Origin of the sequence: Actinomyces sp. MRS3W, assembly GCF_032465695.1 — a bacterium.
Taxonomy (GTDB): domain Bacteria; phylum Actinomycetota; class Actinomycetes; order Actinomycetales; family Actinomycetaceae; genus Actinomyces.
Genome location: NZ_JAWDJJ010000169.1, coordinates 13,114 through 31,148 on the forward strand (window position 1 = coordinate 13,114; position 18,035 = coordinate 31,148).

The following is an 18,035-nucleotide window of genomic DNA, read 5'->3' on the forward strand; positions in this document are numbered from 1 at the left end:
TGATCCGGTCCAAGGGCGTGCCTTTTCCCCGTGCGCCACGACCGCCTCCGCCGTGGAGTCCGGGAGCCGCGGCTCCTGCGATGCAAGCCCCATTGCTCGCCCCTTTACTGCTATACGTGTGCTACCGAATGAGTGAGTTTCACATGGTGAATCATGCGTATCACGAGGTCGACTGTACTCGGGGCGGTATTGGCGCGTCAATAGCAGGAATGGTCTGTTCGTGCGCTCCGGTAGCGGTCGGAGGCGTGGGCGCTTTGAGTGCGGATTTCGTAGTGTGGCGGGTAGGTTCTGTCATGCGCAGCCCGAGGGGCTCGCCCCACGTGGCGAGTCCGCAAGCGCGGTGGATGGACGCGACACCTTGTCTCGGCCATCGAGTCGTGGCTGCTTGAGGGGACCCGTCAGCCGTTTTCGGCACGGCCGAGCCGCCAATAGCCCATGAAGGCCACCGAGCGCCGGTCCAGGCCCCGTTCGGTCACTAGATGGCGGCGCAGGCGCTTGACCGCACCGGCCTCCCCGGCCAGCCAGGTGTACAGGCTGGCCCGTTTGAGTGCGGCGCCGCCCCGGGCGGTGCGCGGTACTTCCCACAGCAGGTCTCGATCGACGTCGATCTCCTCCACTTCCTGCGGCCTTCCCGCCGGGCACAGCTCGGCGGCCGCCCGGGCCACGCCGTCGACCAGCAGTTGGCCATGCGGCCGGCCGTCGCGTGCCAGAACCCGCACTGATATGCCCGGATGGGCGGGCAGATACGCCGCATCCGCCCGCTCCGGCACCTCCACGACGACGATGCCGCGCGCCCACCGCGGCAACTCCTCCAGAATCCGGGCGATCGCGGGCGCCGCCGTCTCATCCCCGCCGATGAGGTAGCGCTCGGTGACGGCCGGCGGCACGAAATCCACCCCACCGGGATGGCTGCCGGGCGGCTGGGAGGCCAGCCACGCGCGCGACGGTCCCAGCAGCCGGGCGGGCGTGCCCACGTTGGCGCCGGCCAACCAGCGCGAGGCGGGCCCGTGGGGACCGTGCGCCACCATGTCAACGTCGACCTCCGCCTCGCCCCCGCCGCCCGGTGGCCGCCCGGCTCCGTATCGTGTGGTCGATGCGGGCCCCGTGTCGGCGTCCTCGACGATCCGTGTACCGGCGCCTCCCACACCGGTCCCGCGCCGCACCGCGCGCGTGGTGTAGGTGCGGACGGGCGGCCGCTGCGCCTCCGGCAGGGCGCGCCACTGCCCATACCAGTCCGGGCCGGAGGGCAGATGGGTGTAGCCGCCCTCGGCCGCGGGCAGAATCAGCTTGATGCGCTGATCCCATCCCGGATCGGCGAAGTCCTCCAGGCCCTCCCCGGTGAAGGTCACCCGCCGCAGATGCGGCGTCACCTCCGTGATCCGGGCCACGGTGACCGGGAAGAAGCGGAAAGGGCTCTGGTCCGGCGGCGCGCTCATTGTGGCGCCCCGTTCGTGGCAGTGGCGGTGATGTGGTGGCGTCCCCGCGGCAGCACCAGGGGCGTGGCCGACACCGGATCGGTGATGACCTCGGCCTCCAGGTTGAACACCTCCCGCATGAGCTCCGGGCTCACCACCGCCGTCGGCTCGCCTGCGGCCACCACTCGGCCCTCCCGCATGGCGATGATGTGGTCGGCGTAGCGGGCCGCCAGGTTGATGTCGTGCAGCACCATGACCACCGTGGTGCCGCGCTCATGGTTGAGATCGGTGAGCAGGTCCAGCACCTCCACCTGGTGGGCGAGGTCGAGGAAGGTTGTTGGTTCATCCAGCAGCAGCACATCGGTGCGCTGGGCCAGGGCCATGGCGATCCACACGCGCTGGCGCTGACCGCCCGACAGCTCGTCCACGCTGCGGTCCGCCAGCCGATCCGTGCGGGTGGCGATGAGCGCCTCCTCCACAATGCGCCGGTCGGTGGCCGAGGTGGAGCGGAACAGGCCCTGATGCGGGTGCCGGGCGCGCCCCACCAGATCGGAGACGACGATCCCCTCCGGCGCGATGGGTTGCTGGGGCAGCAGGCCTAGACGGGTGGCCAGGCGCCGGGTCGGGACCGCGGAGACGTCCCGGCCATCCAGCAGAACCGAGCCGGAGCTCGGCGTCAGAATCCGCGCCATGGTCTTGAGCAGGGTTGACTTCCCGCAGGCGTTCGCCCCCACGATGACGGTGATCGCACCGGTGGGGATGGTGATGTCCACGCCGTCGACGACGGTGCGTCGCCCGTAGCCCGAGTGCAGGTCCCGTGTGGTCAGGTTGCGGGGGATGGCGCGGTCGGTGTCGCCGGTTCCCGCGTCGGTCCGGGCGGGGACGCGGGAGCCGTTGTGGGGATCGGCCCGGCCCGGGTCTTCCAGCTGGGTGGAACTCATGCGGAGGCTCCCTCCCGGTTGAGGCGGATCAGCTGCACCAGCAAGTACGGGGCGCCGACGATTCCGGTGACGACGCCGACCGGCAGGTTGGTGGGGAACAGATGCTGCCCGGCCAGGTCCGCGGCCAGCACGATGACCGCACCCATGAGCGCCGATGGGAGCAGTAGGGAACGGTCGGTGCGCCCCACGAGCCGGGCGGTGACCGGACCGGCGAGGAAGGCGACGAAGGCGATGGGCCCGGTGGCGGCGGTGGCGAAGGCGGCCAGCGCCACGGTGGACAGCAGGAGCAGCAGGCGGGTGCGCGCGACGGCGACCCCCAGGCCGGTGGCGGTCTCCTCCCCCAGCGAGAGCGCGGTCAGCTCCCGGCTCAGGGCTAGCAGCGTCCCGCCCAGGACGACGACGGCGCCACCCAGCAGCGGCACCTGGTCCCAGCCCGCGTCCGCCAACGACCCCGACAGCCAGCGCATGGCGTCGGCGACGCTGTAGATGGAGGCCCGCAGCTGCAAGTAGGAGATGACGGAGGAGAACATGGCGGAGATGCCGATCCCGATGAGGATGAGGCGCCCGCCCTGGGTGGAGCCGCTGCCGGACAGCAGGTAGATGATGAGTGCCGTGCCCAGCCCGCAGCCGAGCGCGAGCAGGTTGACGCGCATCCCGGACCAGCCCAGGACCAGGATGGCGAAGACCGCCGCCGTCGACGCCCCGGAGGTGATGCCGATGACGTCGGGGCTGGCGAGTTGATTGCGCAGCATCGTCTGCGAGGTTCGGCCCGCTATGCCGAAGGCGAGCCCGGCCAGCACGCCCAGCAGGGCCCGCGGCAGACGCAGCTGCCCGACGGCGAAGGAGGCGCCGGGCACGTCGCGGCCCGCGATGACGGCGACCACCTCGGCGGGCGAGTACCAGGTGGACCCGACGAGCACCATGGCCCACCACAGGGCAACCGCCGCCAGCGCCAACGCCACGGTGACGCCGGCGTAGCGCAGGGCGCGGCGGCGTCGGCCCGGTTCGGTGAAACCCGGCGCCGGGCGGGCCGAGCGGGGGCTGACCACCGGCTGCTGCTGCGGTGCGGTGGCGGCGTGAAGGCCCTGAGAGACTGAACCTGCATCGAGCGCCCGCGGGGCGGAGGCGGAATGGGCGCTCACAGCTCACGCACCTTGGCGCCGCGGGCGATGGCGATGAGTACGGGGGCGCCCACGAAGGCGGTGACCACGCCGACGCTCACCTCGCTGGGCCGGGCCACAACGCGCCCCAGCACGTCGGCGAAGGTGAGCAGCGCCGCCCCGCCCAGGGCCGACAGGGGCAGCAGCCAGCGATGATCGGGGCCCACCAGCATGCGCACGGCGTGCGGGACCATGAGGCCGACAAAACCGATCGGTCCCACCAGCGCTGTCGTCGTCGCGCAGGCGATGACTCCGGCGGCGGAGGCCAGCAGGCGGGTGCGCCCCACCTTGACGCCCAGGCCCACGGCCATCTCCTCACCCAACGCAAGCGAGTTCAGGGGCCGGACGACGGCGACCGCCAGCACGGCGGCGACCGCCAGGAATGGCGCGATGGTGGCGAGGGACGCCCAGGTGCCCCTCCCGATGGAGCCGACCTGCCAGAAGCGGTAGTCGGTCAGTCCCTCGGCACGCGGCAGCATGATGGCGCTAATGAGGGAGGACAGGGCGGCGCTTGTGGCCACGCCCGCTAGGGCGAGCTTGACCGGCGTCGTCCCGCCGGGGCCGAGGGAGCCGATGGCGTAGACGAAGGCGGCGGTGGCGGCCGCCCCGGCCATGGCGATCCACAAGTACTGCGCCAGCGAGGAGATGTGCGCGAAGGCGATGGCGCTGACGATGGCGAGCGAGGCCCCGGTATTGATGCCGAGGATGCCGGGGTCGGCGATGGGGTTGCGGGTCACCGCCTGCATGAGAGCGCCGGAGGTGCCCAGCGCCGCCCCGGCCACAAGCGCGGTGGCCGTGCGCGGCACCCGTTCGGCCACCGCCACCGCGCCGAGGCCCTCGCCTCGTCCGGCCAGGCCGTCGAGGATCTCGCCGAGGCCCACGATCCGTGCCCCGAAGGCGATGGAGCAGACGACGGCAAGTGCCAGCACAGCGATCACGACGGCGAGCGCTACTAGCGGACGGCGCGCGCGGGCGGGCCGAGTCGGGATGGGCGCGGATCCGGCCCGGCCGCTGCTGCGCTGCGGGGCCCGGGTGGCCGCGGCCAGGGGCTTTGCAGGCGGAGCCTCCACTTAGGCGGTTGCCTTGTCGGCCGCGGCGGCGATCAGGGCGACGTAATCGGTGATGCCCCACGGGATGGACAGTGGCCCGGGGTTGGTGGAGGCCGACAACGGCGTGCCGTTGCCGACGAAGGCAATGGCACCGTTCCTAATCGCCGGGATCGTGCCCACCAGCGGGTCGGCCTGGAGGGTGGCCAGGTCGCTGTCCTGTCCGTACATGATCATGAGGTCCACGTCAGCCACCTGGTCGGCGTTCTCGCTGGAGACATCGCTGTAGAACACGTCTGGATCCGCATCGGACGCGGTCTGCACGGACTCCGGGATGGTCATGCCCAGATCGGTCATGAAGGCGGTGCGGGGGTCGGCGGTGGTGTAGAAGCCGATTGTGGAGGTGTCGGACTCGCTCATGTAGAAGAAGGCCGCGGATTTGCCCGCAATCTGCGGGTACTGGGCCACGGCGTCGGCGATCTGCTGCTCCAGATCGGCGATGAGGGCCTCTCCCTGCTCGGCCCTATCCATGGCCTGAGCGTCGAGGCGGATCATGTCGCGCCACTGGGTTCCCCAGGGTGTGCCAGGGTAGGCGACGGTGGGTGCGATCTGCGACAGGGTGTTGTAGTCCTCCTGGCTGAGGCCGGAGTAGGCGGCCAGGATGACGTCGGGTTTGGTGTCGGCGACGGCCTCGAAGGCAATGCCGTCGGTGTCATCGAACAGGACCGGCTGCTCCGCGCCGGCCGCCACGAGCTCATCGACCTTCTTCTTGGTCCACTCCAGCATGCCGGAGTCATCCTCGACGCCCCAGGTCTGGCGGGACAGACCGACGGGCATGACGTCGAGGGCGAGGGCGACGTCGTGATTGCCCCAGGCGACGGTGGCGTAGCGGGAGGCGCCGGCGGGGATGATGGTGGTGCCGAAGGCGTGCTCGATGGTGATCTCCCCGGCGGAGGCCTGGCTGGTACCGGCGCTGGCGTCTGCGGTTCCGTCGGATGACGACGAGCCGCAGGCGGCGAGCAGTCCGGTGGGGACGGCGAGGCCGGCGGCGAGCAGGAAGGACTTGCGTGAGATGGTCACAAAGGGGCTCTCTCAGTAGCGTGAGGCTGAACGGAATAGACGATAGCCGAGGTGAGGCTAGCCTCATAGCGGCCGATTTGTGTCCTCCGCCACCACGGGTGGTCGGTTCCCGCTACATTGGGCCCACGGGCCGCGCCCGTTCCCCACGCATAGGAGCGCAAGCACATGACTCACCTTGACAGCAGCGAAGTTGACCCGGATATGGACCCCCGGGAGGCGGAGGTGCGCCGCCGCATGGCCAACCAGGAGCTGTACAACGACGAGGGCCCCGGTCTGGAAGCGTTGACCGAGCAGCGCATCCGCGGCAAGGAGCTGGCGGCGCAGTACAACGCCACCTCTCCGCGGGACGGGGAGGGACGCCGTCGGCTGCTGGAGGAGATTTTCGGCGAGGTGGGCGACTCCGTATGGGTGGAGCCGCCGCTGCACGTCGCCTATGGCATTCACACCCGAGTGGGATCGCCCGTGTACGCCAATGCGGGGCTCCAGATCGTCGACGACTCCCCGGTCACCATCGGCAACCGGGTCATGTTCGGCCCGCGGGTCATGATCGCCACCGCCGGGCACCCCATCCACCCCGAGGAGCGCGACCGCGGGCAGCAGTACTCCGCGCCGGTCGTCATTGAGGACGACGTGTGGGTCGGCGGGAACGTCACCATCCTGCCCGGCGTCACCATCGGGCGCGGTTCCGTCATCGCCGCGGGCGCCGTCGTCAATGCCAATGTGCCGCCCATGGTGGTGGTCGGCGGCGTGCCGGCCCGGGTGCTGCGCGAGATCACCGACGCCGATCGTGACTGGACTTACCAGGAGCCGCGCACCCTCCCGGTGCCCGGCCGCGACGAGCACTGACCCGGACACCCACTCCCCTCATTCACCGAAACCGGCACTAATGACGTGCCGAAACCGGCACTAATGACGTGCCGAAACCGGCACAAGTGACGTACCGGTGTGGCTCTACGGCCTTTCCCTCCTCAAACCTTGCGGCAGAGCGGAGGCTTGAGGAGGGAAGAGTCGTATTCGGCAAGGCGCGGCGCCGTCGAGCGGAGTGCTTGCGAGGTCAGTCCTGGCGGGCGAGGTCGGCGGCGCCGATGAGCCCCGCCTCCTGACCCGAGGTGGAGATGACGATGGGGATCTCCGGGCGGTGGGCGCGTGCGGTTAGGTGTTCGTCGAAGCTGGCGCGCACCGGGTTCAGCAGGATGTCGCCGGCCTCGGTCAGGCCGCCGGTGAGCACGATGACCTCGGGGTCGAGGACCGCGCACAGGTCGGCAAGCCCCAGGCCGAGGGAACTGCCCAGACGGTCGTAGCACTCCAGGGCGGCGGGGTCGCCCTCGCGGGCGGCCGCGGTGACGGCCTTGCCGGAGATCTTGTTCTGATCCCCACCGGACAGCTCAATGATGCGGGCGGCGTAGTCGGGCTGGAACTTGGCCAGTTCCCACCCGTTGACGCCCAGTGCCGTGCCGGAGCCGTAGCGCTCCAGGCAGCCGCGCTGGCCGCAGCCGCAGGGGCGGCCGTCCGGGACGACGTTGATGTGGCCGATTTCCGCGGCGAAGCCGGCGGCGCCGCGCACGAGGTGGCCGTCGATAATGACGGCGCCCCCGACTCCGGTGCCGAGCGTGACCACGAGGACGTTCTTGGCACCCTTGCCGCCGCCGAAGCGGGCCTCGGCCCAGCCGGCCGCGTTGGCGTCGTTCTCGACGACGACTTTCTTGCCGGTACGGGCGGAGATTTCGTCGGCGATGCGGGCGCCGGTCCAATCGAGGTTGGTGCCGTAGACCATGGTGTTGCGGTCGGAGGAGGTGAAGCCGGCTGCACCCACGCCGATGGTCTCGACGTCGTACTGCGCGGCCAGTTCGTTCGCGACATCCGCAATGGTGGTGAAGATGGCCTCGCGGCTGGTGGCGGGGGAGTCACGTCGCGCGGTGGCCAGGACCTTGCCGTCTTCGTCGACGACGCCCGCTGCGATCTTCGTTCCGCCCACATCGACGCCGATGCTCAGTGCCATGGGTGCTCTCCTTGTTCTTTTCACGTTCTTGCAATGTGTGTGGGTGCCTCACCGTCACACGAGGGCGACGGTGCCCACTTGCCGCAGCCGACTTGTGTCGGCGGCGCGGGGATCAACGGGCCTATTGTGTCAGTCGCCACGGGCCAGGCCAACTGTGGACCGGGCCAACATCCGCCCGTCCCGAGCGCAAGCCTGCCCGCCCCTCACCGAGACCGGCACAAGTGACACGTCGAAACCGACACTGATGACGCACCGCAACTGGTTGGCTCGGTTTGGCTCAGTCGCCGAGGTCAGTCGTTGCGATTACCTGTCTCTGCGCGCCGCGCAGTGCTACCGGTTACTGGGCTGCGGCCGCCTGCTCGAGGATGGTGTTGCGCACATAATCTGTGGGTGCGTACCCGGAAATGTAGGCATCGTTGATGATGAAGAAGGGCGTGCCCGTGATGCCGAGGTCGTAGGCGTGCTGCTTCGCGTCCGCAACAGCCTGCACGGTGGCCGCGTCATTCATGTCGGTGCGGAATTGCTCGATGTCGGCCACGCCCGCCTGCTCGGCGAAGGCAACCAGGGACTCCTCGGTGTACTCCGGGTGGTCGTTCGGATCAGCGGCGGCGTAGACGGCGTCGTGGAATTCCCAGAACTTCCCCTGATTGCCGGCGGCGACACCGGCCTGAGCCGCCAGCGGCGAGGTCTGCGTGATCTGCGCCAAATCACGCCACTCCACCCGCAGGGTGCCGTCCTCAATGAGGCCGTCGAGGTTCGGTTCCACCTCCTGCGCAAACAGGGTGCAGTAGGGGCAGGCGAAGTCGGAGTAGACGACCATGACCACCGGTGCGTCGACGTCGCCCTTGGCGCGGGCATCGTCGGAGTCGCGGGCGACCTCGCCGCGCAGGATCTTCAGCAGTTCGGCGTCGGTTTGCGACGGCGCGGAGGTGGGATTCGCGCTGGCTGCCGCACTCGCCGTCGGGTCCGACGACGGCGTTGGCGAGGCTCCGGCGTCTGAGTGCCCCGGCCGCACCACCAGCATGATGGCAATGATGGTGAGCAGGATGGCAATGGCAATGAGCAGGGCGACGATGATCGGGTTGCTGCGAGATACAGGGCGCTGCGGGCCCGGTGCGGTGCCGGGCGTGGGTGAGGTCATGGATGCAGTGTGCCAGAGCCGCTACCGTCGCCGCCTATGGGAACAGGGGAAACGGGCAGGAAGCTATGACATATCGAAACCGATCGTCATATCGACCGGTTTCGATACGTCATGAGTGCCGGTCTCGGCACGTTACAAGTGCCGGTTTCGGTGAGGGGCGGCGGGAGCGGAGCTAGGCGTCGGTCTTGGGAGAGTCGTCGCCGCCGCGGCCGCGCATCATGTCGGTGAGGCTGGTGCCCGTCAACGAGCGCATGATGGCGTCGAGCTGTTCGACGTTGCCGGCCACGGCCTTGGGCAGCGCGGAGGCGCCCTCGGTGGAGATGATCGACATGTCCTTGATGCTGCCCAGCGGCTCGGCCAGGGCGCGGGCGATCTCCGGCGCCTTGTCCAGGATCATCTGCTGGGTGGCGGCCCGCCCGTACTTCGCCAGGGCGTCGGCCTTGTCGCTCATCGCCTTCGCCTCGGCCTCACCGGCGGCGCGCACGGCCTCGGCCTCGGCGCGACCGCGGGCGGCGATCGCCTCCGCCTCGGCCTGGGCCTGCGCGGCGGTGGCGCGAGCCTGGGCCTCGGCGCGGGCGACGGTGGCCTGCGCCTGCGCCTCGGCGTCCAGGCGGGTGCGCTCGGCCTCGGCCTCGGCCTTGCGGATCGACTCGGCCTTGGCGGCCTCGGCCTCCTGCTCGCGCTGGTAGCGGGCGGCGTCGGCGGGCTTGCGGACGGTGGAGTCCAGTTCGCGCTCGGTCAGGGCGGCCTTGGCCTCGGCGGCCTCCTGCTCGATGACGGCGATCTCGCGCTTCTTGGCGGCGCGGGCCAGGGGCCCGGCGGAGTCGGCCTCCGCCTGGGCCTTGTCGGTCTCCGCCTTGAGCTCGGCCTGGCGCAGGGCCAGGTCGCGCTCCCGCTCGGCGATCTGCTGGCGCGAGGACACCTCGGCGTCCTTGGCCTCCCGCTCGGCATTGGCGCGGGCAACGCGGGCGTCCTTGGCGACGCGCTGCTGCTCGGGCACGCCCAGGGAGTCGATGTAGCCGGAGGCGTCGGTGATCTCGGAGATCTGCAGTACGTCGATCTCCAGCCCCATGTTGGCCATGACCGACTTGGCGTCGTCGAACACGTTCTGCTGGAGGGCGTCGCGGTCGGAGATCAGGTCGGTGACGGTCATGTGGCCGATGATGGAGCGCAGCGAGCCGATCAGGGCGTCGCGGGAGGAGTCGGCGATCGCCTGGTCGGTGTTCGGCTTGCCCAGGAAGCGCTTGGCGGCGGCCCGCACCTGCTGGTCGGAGTCACCGACCTTCACGGCGGCGACGGCGGAGACGGAGACGTTGATCTTGTTCTCGTCCTCGGCGGTCACCTGGAAGCCGATGGTGTTCTGGGTGAAGGGCAGGTACTGGATCGACTGAATGATCGGCAGCACGAAGTCGCGCCCACCGGGGCGGATGATCTTGACCTCCCCATTGCGGGAGGAGCCGGATACCAGGCCGGTCAGGTTGGAGGGCACGACGACGACCCGAGACAGCATGTAGGCGCCTAGCAGCAGTGCCAGGACGACGACGGCGATAATGGCGTAGAGCATGGCTTTCTTTCCTTGGGAATACTTCGGTTGATGGGGAGGAATATGGGGCGGGTGGCCCGGCTATTCGGTGGGCGCGTCCGGCCGGTCCGAGACCCGCGGTGACGACTCGGGCGGGTCGAGGCGGCCGACGACGAGCGTGTCATCCGCGGCCGCATCCACCACCCAGGCGACGCCGCCGCCTCGCAGGGGATCGTCGGAGCGGGCGGGCAGGGTCATTTGGTGTCCGCGGGAGGTGGCGATGACCTCGCCGCGGCCGTCCTTCCACCACGCCACACGCACTTCACTGCCGACGAGCTCGCCGGCGGTCAGCGGGATGGCGTTGCGCGGCATGGAGCGGCGCAGCCGCACCCAGACGGCACGCGTACCGGCCCCGGCCGCGAGGGCGAATACGAGCGGCACCCCGATGAGCACCGCCGTCGACAGGCGTTCACCCGCCAGCGCCTGCACGCCCATGCCGACGGCGCCGAAGACGCCCAGGGCGCAGGCCAGCACCGGCAGGGAACCGTCGAACAGCAGATCATCCAGACCGTCGAACAGGCCGTCGAGGAGAAGCGAGAGAGCCAGGGCGCCGCAGCCGATGACGGCGCACCACATGAAGAAGGACATGTTCGCCTTTCTGGGCCGCGGTGAGCCGCCTGGCTCCCAACTTGGTGACATGCGAATTGTGACATGCCGCGTGTGAGGTAGCTATGGCTGTCCCACGAGCCGGTCCGGTCGGTGATGGGTAGTGCTGCCCATGCGCTCACCCGACGCCTGGCGCACTGAGGTCCCACCGCGGACCCTGCCGGTCTACCCGCGTGCTCGACGGGTGCCGCGGCGGGCGGTCAGGAGACCCGCTGCGCCACCTGGTAGCCGCCGGTGTCGAGCACGAGGCGGTAGGTCGCGCCGGTGGTCGACTGCTCGGTCGCCCAGCTGGCGGCGTCGGCCGGAGGATTGCCACCCCAGGCCGAGGAGGAGGCGTCAACGACGACGTAGTCGGTGTCGACGGCGGCGGTGCCGACCCAGTAGACGGTGTGATCCGGAACCAGGTAGGCGAGCAGGCCCAGGTCGGTCTCCACACTCGCCCCCTCGGGAATGAGCTCCATGACTTCGGCGGCGGCGTCGGCGCGCGGGGAGACGGCGCCGTAGCCGGGCTGCGTCATGCTCCACAAGGGCAATTCGGTGGCCGTGGCCACCCCGGCCAGCAGCGGCATGCCGACCCCGAGGGCCACCGCCCACCGTGCCCACACCGGCGCTGCCAGCCAGCCCGACGGCGTCGGGGCGGGCTCCGGCTGCGCCCGGGCGGCCGACGCCGAGGGGGGTGACTGTGCCTGTCCCGGCGCAGACGAGGCGGATGCGGAGCGGCGCGCCTTGAGGCGGGCGACGACGTCGAGCAGGGCTCCCAGCGCGATCGGGATGAGGACCGCGTTGTAGTGCCAGTTCTTCCACTCCCAGTAGAACTCCTTGCTGGACAGGAACCGCCACGCGAGCGTCGGCAGCACCAGCGCCATCCACGGGGAGGCCAGCCCGATGAGCCCGGCGGTCAAGGCCAGCATGCCCAGGGTTGCGAGCTTGACCTCGGGGGAGATGAGCCGGGCGAGCAGGCCGGTGGAATCGCCGTCGCCGGACAGGCCGTACTCCCAGGTCCCGGAGGGGCTGAGGACCGGCAGGATGATGAGCACGGTGAGCAGGAAGGCTGCGACACCGAACAGGGCCAGCCCCAGGCCCAACTGGATGGTGGTCAGTCGGCGCCACCAGGCCGGTCCGCGGCGGGAGGGCTGCTGCGCGGCACCTTGGACACCGCGCAGCGCGATGGCCAGGCCCGCCATCAACACCGTCAGCCCCAGATCCTCCTTGACCAGGACCAGCGGTGCCAGCCACAGGGCGCAGGTCCGCCAGCGTTGCTCGACGAAGGCGGCTGAGGCCCAGGCCAGCAGCGGCACCGCGAAGGCGATTTCGTGGAACTGTGCGGCCACCGCGCCCTGCATGCCCCAGGACAGCACATAGAACACGCCCAGCGCCGCTGCCACCGGGCGGCTGAGCAGGCGGGTCGCCAGACGGGTCAGGGGCCAAGCTGAGATGGCCAGGAGGAGATCCTGCACGACCAGCAGGGCCAATGGTGTGGGGAATAGGCGCCACACCGGGCCCAGCAGGACGAGCAGCGGGTGGAAGTGATCGCCCAGCAGGTTGTAGCCCTCGCCCTTGATCGGCACGATCGATGCCTCCAGGTTGGAGTACGCCTTGGCCAGTTCGGAGAAGATTGCCAGGTCCCAGCTGGGCACCTGCATGGACCGCCACTGGCCCACGGAGTAGACGATCGTGACGGCGGCCCCGACGACGACGGCAAGCGCCGCCGGCAGGAGATCGAGCAGGCGGTCCGGCACGGGTCGCGGCGAACGGTCAGGGGGGGACGGCGAAGCGGTCATCGCCGTGAGCCTACCGAGCCGCGGGCGCCGGATTGCTCAACCGGGTGGTGTGCTGGATGTGGCCGTCGCTTCGGATAGACCCCGACGGCACGGGCAGGGGCTCAGCGGGGTTTGAGGGTGCCGAAGACGATATTGGTGTGGTGGGGTCGGCGCGCATCCGGAATGAAATGCCGATAGTCGACCGTCATGCCGCAGTCCTCGAAATCGCGCAGAAGATCCTGGGGCGTGACCAGGAAGAGGTCGCTGGTGCGCGTCTCTTGGCCCCGCGTGAGGGTGACTCGACGGCGGTGGTGCGAGTGGTCGATCTGTTCTGTGAGAACGATTCCCGGACGTGCGGTGAAGCTGGCCTGGGACGGTGCCTCGGGACGCACATGCTCGGCGGACAGAATGAGCCGACCGCCGGGGGCGAGGTGTGCCACGGCCAGGTGTATGGCCTGACGCCGCTGCTCAGGGTCGAGGGTGGTGATGGCCCCGTCCGGGATACAGACAGCCTTGAACCGCTCTTCGAGGTGGAAGTCCGTCATATCCGCCTGGCCGATCTCGACCCGATCCGCAATGTCGGGTCGGATGGGACAGAGCCCATCAAGCCGGGTGGAGAGCATGCCCAGCGTGTCGACATGCAGATCCGTCGCCAGAATCCGGTGGCCGGCAGCGGCCATAGGGAGCGTGACCGGGCCGAGGCCGCAGGCCAGTTCCAGTACGCGCAGATCGGTGAGTTCTGGCTCCTGGATGAACGTGAGGAGGTCCAGGACGGATTGGATTTCCCGGTCATCGCAGAGGGTGAGTGGGGAGGAGGGGATGCCCGGGTGGTTGTTGTGGGCAGGGGTGGCGGAGAACGCCGTACTGATCACGACTCCTCACCTGCCCGCTGTGATCGGTTGTTCCGCAAGGCGTGCGTGAGCGGCTTGCGGTTTTGGCCGGTGGCACCGGGGCGTTGTGGTGTCGTGGTTCATGGATTTATCTCCGATACGAATCGGCGTGGCGCCGATGAGCGACCGCGCACCGGGATGGGCGCGGGCGGGCGGCGCGGAGGCCTCCCGATTTAGCTTCTGTATTTCACTCGCACGCAAGGCGCTGACAATCGGCCGGTCGGTGGGATCGATCGGGTGAGATAGGCCTTGCGATGAAGCGTGCGGCGGGTGATGTAAACGGCGCGCCTCCGGGTTGACCGGAGCCGCGCCGTTAACCGGTTGGGTCGAGCTTCAGCGGGACCAGATCGGGTTCCACTTGTAACCGAAGAAGACAACCATCGGGTTGTAGGAATAGTAAATGCTTGCAACGTCAACGAGGTTCACGACAGTCTCTTTCTGTGGGATGAGGTGTTGCGACGCGTCGCAACAGGTATTTCTATGCTTCCGCATTTCGTGGGAGACGGTATCCACCGAGTGGCTAGGTCGATCGGCGGAGGCTCATACCAGGCCGGAGCGCAGTGCGTGAACGACCGCTCCCACGCGATCCTGCACCCCGAGCTTGGCGATGAGAGTGGAGACGTGGGTTTTGACGGTCGCCTCGCTCACGCCCAGTCGGCGCGCGATCTGCTTATTGGTGAGCGCCTCCGTCATGAGGGTGAGCACCTCCAGCTCTCGCGGGGAGAGAGCAACGTGAGGAGGTAGCGGGTTCGGTTTGCTCGACTCCGGTGGAGCCACTGCGGTCTTGTCCCGACCCGGCCTGCCGGTGATGATGGCGGACGAGGTTGGGGAGAGCACCATGTTGCCGGCCTCCACATGGCGGATGGTGGCTGCCAGGCTTTCCACCGGATCCTCTTTGGCAATGAATCCGCGCACTCCGGCCGCCAATGCCCGATCGACCACCGAGTCCGCGACAAAGGTCGTCAACACCAGTATGGCGAGCTCAGGGCGCTCGCGGTGCAGGATCTCGGCCAGTTCAACGCCGTCAAGGCGCGGCATCTGCACGTCAAGCAGCAGTACCTGCACGCTCGACTCCGGTGTTTCGGAGCGGAGTATGTCCAAGGCCTCCTGGCCGTCGCGCGCGACCCAGGCGACGCGAATGTCTTCGGTCGTGCTGAGCAGATCGGTGAGCGTGCGGCGGACGAGGGCGTCGTCGTCGACCAGGCCGACGTGAATCATGATTCTTCCTTCGGAGGCAGGGGAGCGGTGCGAGGCTCGACGACAGGAACGGTTGCGGTGACCATCCAGGTGCCTTCGTCGGACAGGGTGGTGAGGGTGCCGCCGATGGTGGCCAGGCGCTCGCGCATACCCAGAATGCCGGTCCCCGAGCGGGGTAGGTGGGCGCTGGTGTCACGAATGCCGTTGGTGGCGACAAGGCGGATGACGTCTGGCCCCAGGGACAGTGTCATGGTGGCCGGCGCATCGGGGTCGCCGTGGCGGATGATATTGGCGCCCATCTCCCGGGCGACGCGGGAGAGAGTGCTGGCCTGGAGCCGGTTGGGGCTGGCCTCCCCCAGGTGGCGATAGGTGATATCGAACCCGGCGGAGGACACGTCGGCGGTGATAGCGCTGACGGCGGTTTTGAGATCGGTGACCACGCTGCCCAAGCCCGTTGCCATGGAAATGGGCTGCTCCTTTTCGGAGGAGGGCTGACGCAGGGTGCGCAGCAGCAGACGCAACTCGTGGAGCGCGTCGGAGGCGGTGGCCTCGAGGGCGGTGAACTCATCGCGGGCCCGTGCCGGATAGGAGAGATCGGCAGCGGCGCGTTGGGCGCGCAGGGCGGTCTGTGACATGGAGTAGGCCACGAGATCATGCATCTCCCGGGCGATCTCTAGGCGCATCTCCTCCAGGTTCGCGTCCGCCTGCTCTGCCTCGGTTAGGCGGGAGGCCTCGATGAAGCGCACGAGTGCGCCGAGCGGAACCAGTAGTGCTCCCACTAGCGCGGTGAACCACATCGCCCCCAGTGCATTCGCAATGTCGCCGGATGAGGCTCCCGCAGTCGCCACCAGGACGAGCTGGATGAACAGCATGATGAGGAATAGAGAGAAAGCGGGCCAGGCCGAGAAGAACCTCCCCAGGAAGAACAGAAAGGCCAGATTGGTGACGGTCATATCCGCCGGGTCTGTCGTGGGGAGGAGCAGCAGCATGGTCCAGCACGCGAGGTACGCCGCGGTGCCGGGAATGGGGCGCAGTGGGATGAGTGCGAGCAGAACCAACGCCACCACCATGAAGATGAGGTCGATGGGCCGTGGCATCCCGTTGATGACGTAGTTGCTGGCAATATTCCCCAGGCCAACGAGCACCCCGATGACCACGTAAATGCGCTGGTTAGTCAGGGGTGTGGGTGGGCGCCGCAGGGCAGCGCGCGCGCGTGCCGTCAGGGAGGCGATGACATCGCCCAGCACCGCGGTCCCCCTTTCTCGTCCCTGCTACTCAGATCACGTGAGTGGCGCCCGCCAAGAGGGCGTCGAGCTCAACGCGGTCAATCACGACAGTAGCCGCCAATTCGAAGTTGCGGTCTTCGTTGAGGCGTGGAATCAGACACGACGACCACGCTCGCATAGGTGACAATTATGGAGCCAGTAGGCGTGTTCCATGAAGGTGCTGCCGCACACGTCAACGGTGCCCGGACTTCGTTGGCGAAGCGGTATTTGCAGCCCACAGAGAGGATGATCGAGGTCACGCGGCGCTGCCCCAGGCGGTGTGGCTGTGATAATTGAGCCGATAATTGGTCTGAGGCGTGGTTCGGGGCCGAATGTGACGATCGTCTTGGTATGGCTGGAGGAGGCGCAAGTAGGCGTCATTGAGGGTGTCTCCGTACTGCCTGAGTTCGTCAAGGCTCCCATAGAACAGGCAACGGCGTCGGATGACGAGGATATCGTCGACGACGTCCTCAATTTCCGGGAGACTATGGCCGGAGATGAGCAGGGCGCCACCGGCGTCGACATACTGCCGGAGTGTCTGCTTGAGGAGCCCCGCTTCTTCCTCGGTCAGTCCGGTGCACGGCTCATCGACGAGGAGCAGGCGCGGTGATCCAGCCGTGGCGGTAGCCAGTGCAACGCGCACGCGCTCGCCCGCCGTCAGTGATCCGATGCGGCGCTGCAGGAGCGGGTCGAGTGCGAAGCGTTCGACGGCTGCGGCCATCTCGTCGCGACTGAGGCCTGTGGTCCGCTGATGGTTGATGAGGTAGCTCTTCACCGTGTGCTTGCGGGGTAAGCCGACGCCGGGGAAGACGCAGCCCAGCGTATGCGCAGCGTCCGGTAGCTGAGCGGGGGAATATCCCAGAATCGAGACTTTGCCCTTGCTGGGACGAAGCAGCCCCTGAATCACCTGCAGCGCGGTGGTCTTGCCGGCATTTTGGGGTCCGAGCAGTCCCAGGCGCTGACCGGGCTGGAGCGCTAGCCCGACGTTGTCGACGGCGGTGATGGGGCCGTACCGCTGAGAGAGATGGCTGACGGTGAGTAGTTTCCTCATCCGCGTGTCCTATCGCTGCGTCGGTGGACCTGCTGGCTGCTTACGTCAATAGTGAACGTGGTGGCTGGTTCGGGGATCCGTCGAGCGGCCTGGCCGGTTGGCGGAGGGCTCCGGCAGAGGGCTCCGGTAAAGGCGGGTCAGGAACTTGCGTCGTCGTCGAGCGCTGCGGAACTACCGACGAAACTGACACTCAGGATGCCAACGGAGATAACTAGTACGGCGATGGCGGCAAACCAAAGCCAGGGGAGGTGCCTGCAGCTGGCGAGGACGCTGAGAAAGGCTCCCAGGAGGAGTAGAGACCAGCCGACGGGGCGAGAAGCGAGCATGCATGTTCCTGGGTGAGGTGGGAGGGGGAAGCGGGTGGGGCCGGCCCGTGGCCGGTAGCGTACAGAGCTTTGCCACGGCCTGCGACCGTGGCATCGAGCCGGGGCAGCCTAGAAGTGGCCGTTGGCGAGAAACAGCCCCCACGAACCGTAAGGGAGTTCCAGATGACGCATACGGGCTAGCTCGGCGAGCACCGCGAATCTGCCGTAGACCCAGGCGAGAGCCGCCGTGAGTAGCAGAATGCCTCCGCAGATGATCATGACTTGCAGGGGGTTGAGGAGCTGCCCGGCGACGACCAGAAGTACGACGCTGACACCTGCACCGACGGCGGCGGTGGTGACGGCCTGGACGATTGCGCGGAGCGTGTTGAGCAGCCTGGCGTCGGTAATGGTCCCGCCCACGGCCGCCTTGGCCATAAGATAATCGCGATAGCGGTGGCGGGAAACGAAGAACGTGACGATGCCGGTGGCGACACTGCCAGCCACGGCGGTGATGATTTCCAGGCTCATCAGGGGACTCCTTCGGGGCGGCGTCCAATTCAGCCTTCCCGCCGGCAGACGTCCGCGCATCGGTCGATC

At 68.5% G+C, this 18,035-nt stretch carries 16 protein-coding genes; 1 reads left to right on the forward strand and 15 read right to left on the reverse strand.

Going from position 1 to position 18,035, the window contains the following annotated elements; all coding sequences use genetic code 11:
- Positions 1-398: 398 nt before the first annotated feature.
- The 5 genes from RWX45_RS06045 to RWX45_RS06065 are packed head-to-tail and all read right to left on the reverse strand — an operon-like array spanning position 399 to position 5,642.
- Positions 399-1,436 carry a siderophore-interacting protein gene (locus RWX45_RS06045; RefSeq protein WP_316022863.1) on the reverse strand — a complete coding sequence of 346 codons (1,038 nt, stop codon included), beginning with the start codon at positions 1,434-1,436 and terminating at the stop codon, positions 399-401.
- Positions 1,433-2,356, reverse strand: coding sequence for an ABC transporter ATP-binding protein (locus tag RWX45_RS06050; RefSeq protein WP_316022864.1), 924 nt, complete (start codon positions 2,354-2,356; stop codon positions 1,433-1,435). Before RWX45_RS06050 ends, RWX45_RS06045 begins: the two co-directional genes overlap by 4 nt.
- Positions 2,353-3,498 carry an iron ABC transporter permease gene (locus tag RWX45_RS06055; protein ID WP_316022865.1) on the reverse strand — a complete coding sequence of 382 codons (1,146 nt, stop codon included), beginning with the start codon at positions 3,496-3,498 and terminating at the stop codon, positions 2,353-2,355. Before RWX45_RS06055 ends, RWX45_RS06050 begins: the two co-directional genes overlap by 4 nt.
- Entirely contained in the window at positions 3,495-4,586 is a 1,092-nt protein-coding gene (locus tag RWX45_RS06060; protein WP_316022866.1) for an iron ABC transporter permease, read from the reverse strand. The genes RWX45_RS06055 and RWX45_RS06060 overlap by 4 nt, the downstream gene beginning before the upstream one ends.
- Entirely contained in the window at positions 4,587-5,642 is a 1,056-nt protein-coding gene (locus RWX45_RS06065) for an iron-siderophore ABC transporter substrate-binding protein (RefSeq protein WP_316022867.1), read from the reverse strand. It abuts the gene before it with no gap.
- A gap of 165 nt (positions 5,643-5,807) precedes the next feature.
- Between RWX45_RS06065 and RWX45_RS06070 the strand changes: the two genes are divergently transcribed.
- Entirely contained in the window at positions 5,808-6,488 is a 681-nt protein-coding gene (locus RWX45_RS06070) for a sugar O-acetyltransferase (RefSeq protein ID WP_316022868.1), read from the forward strand.
- A gap of 208 nt (positions 6,489-6,696) precedes the next feature.
- Here RWX45_RS06070 and RWX45_RS06075 read toward each other — a convergent pair whose 3' ends face one another.
- From RWX45_RS06075 to RWX45_RS06120, 10 genes are all read right to left on the reverse strand, one after another.
- A complete protein-coding gene (locus tag RWX45_RS06075; RefSeq protein WP_316022869.1) occupies positions 6,697-7,641 on the reverse strand; it encodes an ROK family glucokinase in 945 nt (314 codons plus the stop codon).
- Positions 7,642-7,978: 337 nt separating this feature from the next.
- Positions 7,979-8,782, reverse strand: a complete 804-nt coding sequence (locus RWX45_RS06080; RefSeq protein ID WP_316022870.1) for a DsbA family protein — start codon at positions 8,780-8,782, stop codon at positions 7,979-7,981.
- 172 nt (positions 8,783-8,954) lie between these two features.
- Positions 8,955-10,346, reverse strand: a complete 1,392-nt coding sequence (locus RWX45_RS06085; protein WP_316022871.1) for a flotillin family protein — start codon at positions 10,344-10,346, stop codon at positions 8,955-8,957.
- 60 nt (positions 10,347-10,406) lie between these two features.
- Positions 10,407-10,952, reverse strand: coding sequence for a nodulation protein NfeD (locus RWX45_RS06090; protein ID WP_316022872.1), 546 nt, complete (start codon positions 10,950-10,952; stop codon positions 10,407-10,409).
- Positions 10,953-11,170: 218 nt separating this feature from the next.
- Positions 11,171-12,751, reverse strand: coding sequence for a DUF2079 domain-containing protein (locus tag RWX45_RS06095; protein ID WP_316022873.1), 1,581 nt, complete (start codon positions 12,749-12,751; stop codon positions 11,171-11,173).
- A gap of 101 nt (positions 12,752-12,852) precedes the next feature.
- The gene (locus tag RWX45_RS06100; RefSeq protein ID WP_316022874.1) at positions 12,853-13,602 is read right to left on the reverse strand and encodes a class I SAM-dependent methyltransferase; all 750 of its coding nucleotides are present in this window, start codon (positions 13,600-13,602) and stop codon (positions 12,853-12,855) included.
- A 558-nt stretch (positions 13,603-14,160) separates the two neighbouring features.
- The gene (locus tag RWX45_RS06105) at positions 14,161-14,838 is read right to left on the reverse strand and encodes a response regulator transcription factor (RefSeq protein ID WP_316022875.1); all 678 of its coding nucleotides are present in this window, start codon (positions 14,836-14,838) and stop codon (positions 14,161-14,163) included.
- Positions 14,835-16,064 (reverse strand): sensor histidine kinase, encoded by a 1,230-nt coding sequence (locus tag RWX45_RS06110; RefSeq protein WP_316022876.1) that lies wholly within the window; start codon positions 16,062-16,064, stop codon positions 14,835-14,837. Before RWX45_RS06110 ends, RWX45_RS06105 begins: the two co-directional genes overlap by 4 nt.
- 274 nt (positions 16,065-16,338) lie before the next feature.
- Positions 16,339-17,133, reverse strand: coding sequence for an ABC transporter ATP-binding protein (locus RWX45_RS06115; protein WP_316022877.1), 795 nt, complete (start codon positions 17,131-17,133; stop codon positions 16,339-16,341).
- Positions 17,134-17,567: 434 nt separating this feature from the next.
- Positions 17,568-17,966: a hypothetical protein gene (locus tag RWX45_RS06120; protein ID WP_316022878.1), complete on the reverse strand. Its 399-nt coding sequence runs from the start codon at positions 17,964-17,966 to the stop codon at positions 17,568-17,570.
- Between the last annotated feature and the right edge of the window lie 69 nt (positions 17,967-18,035).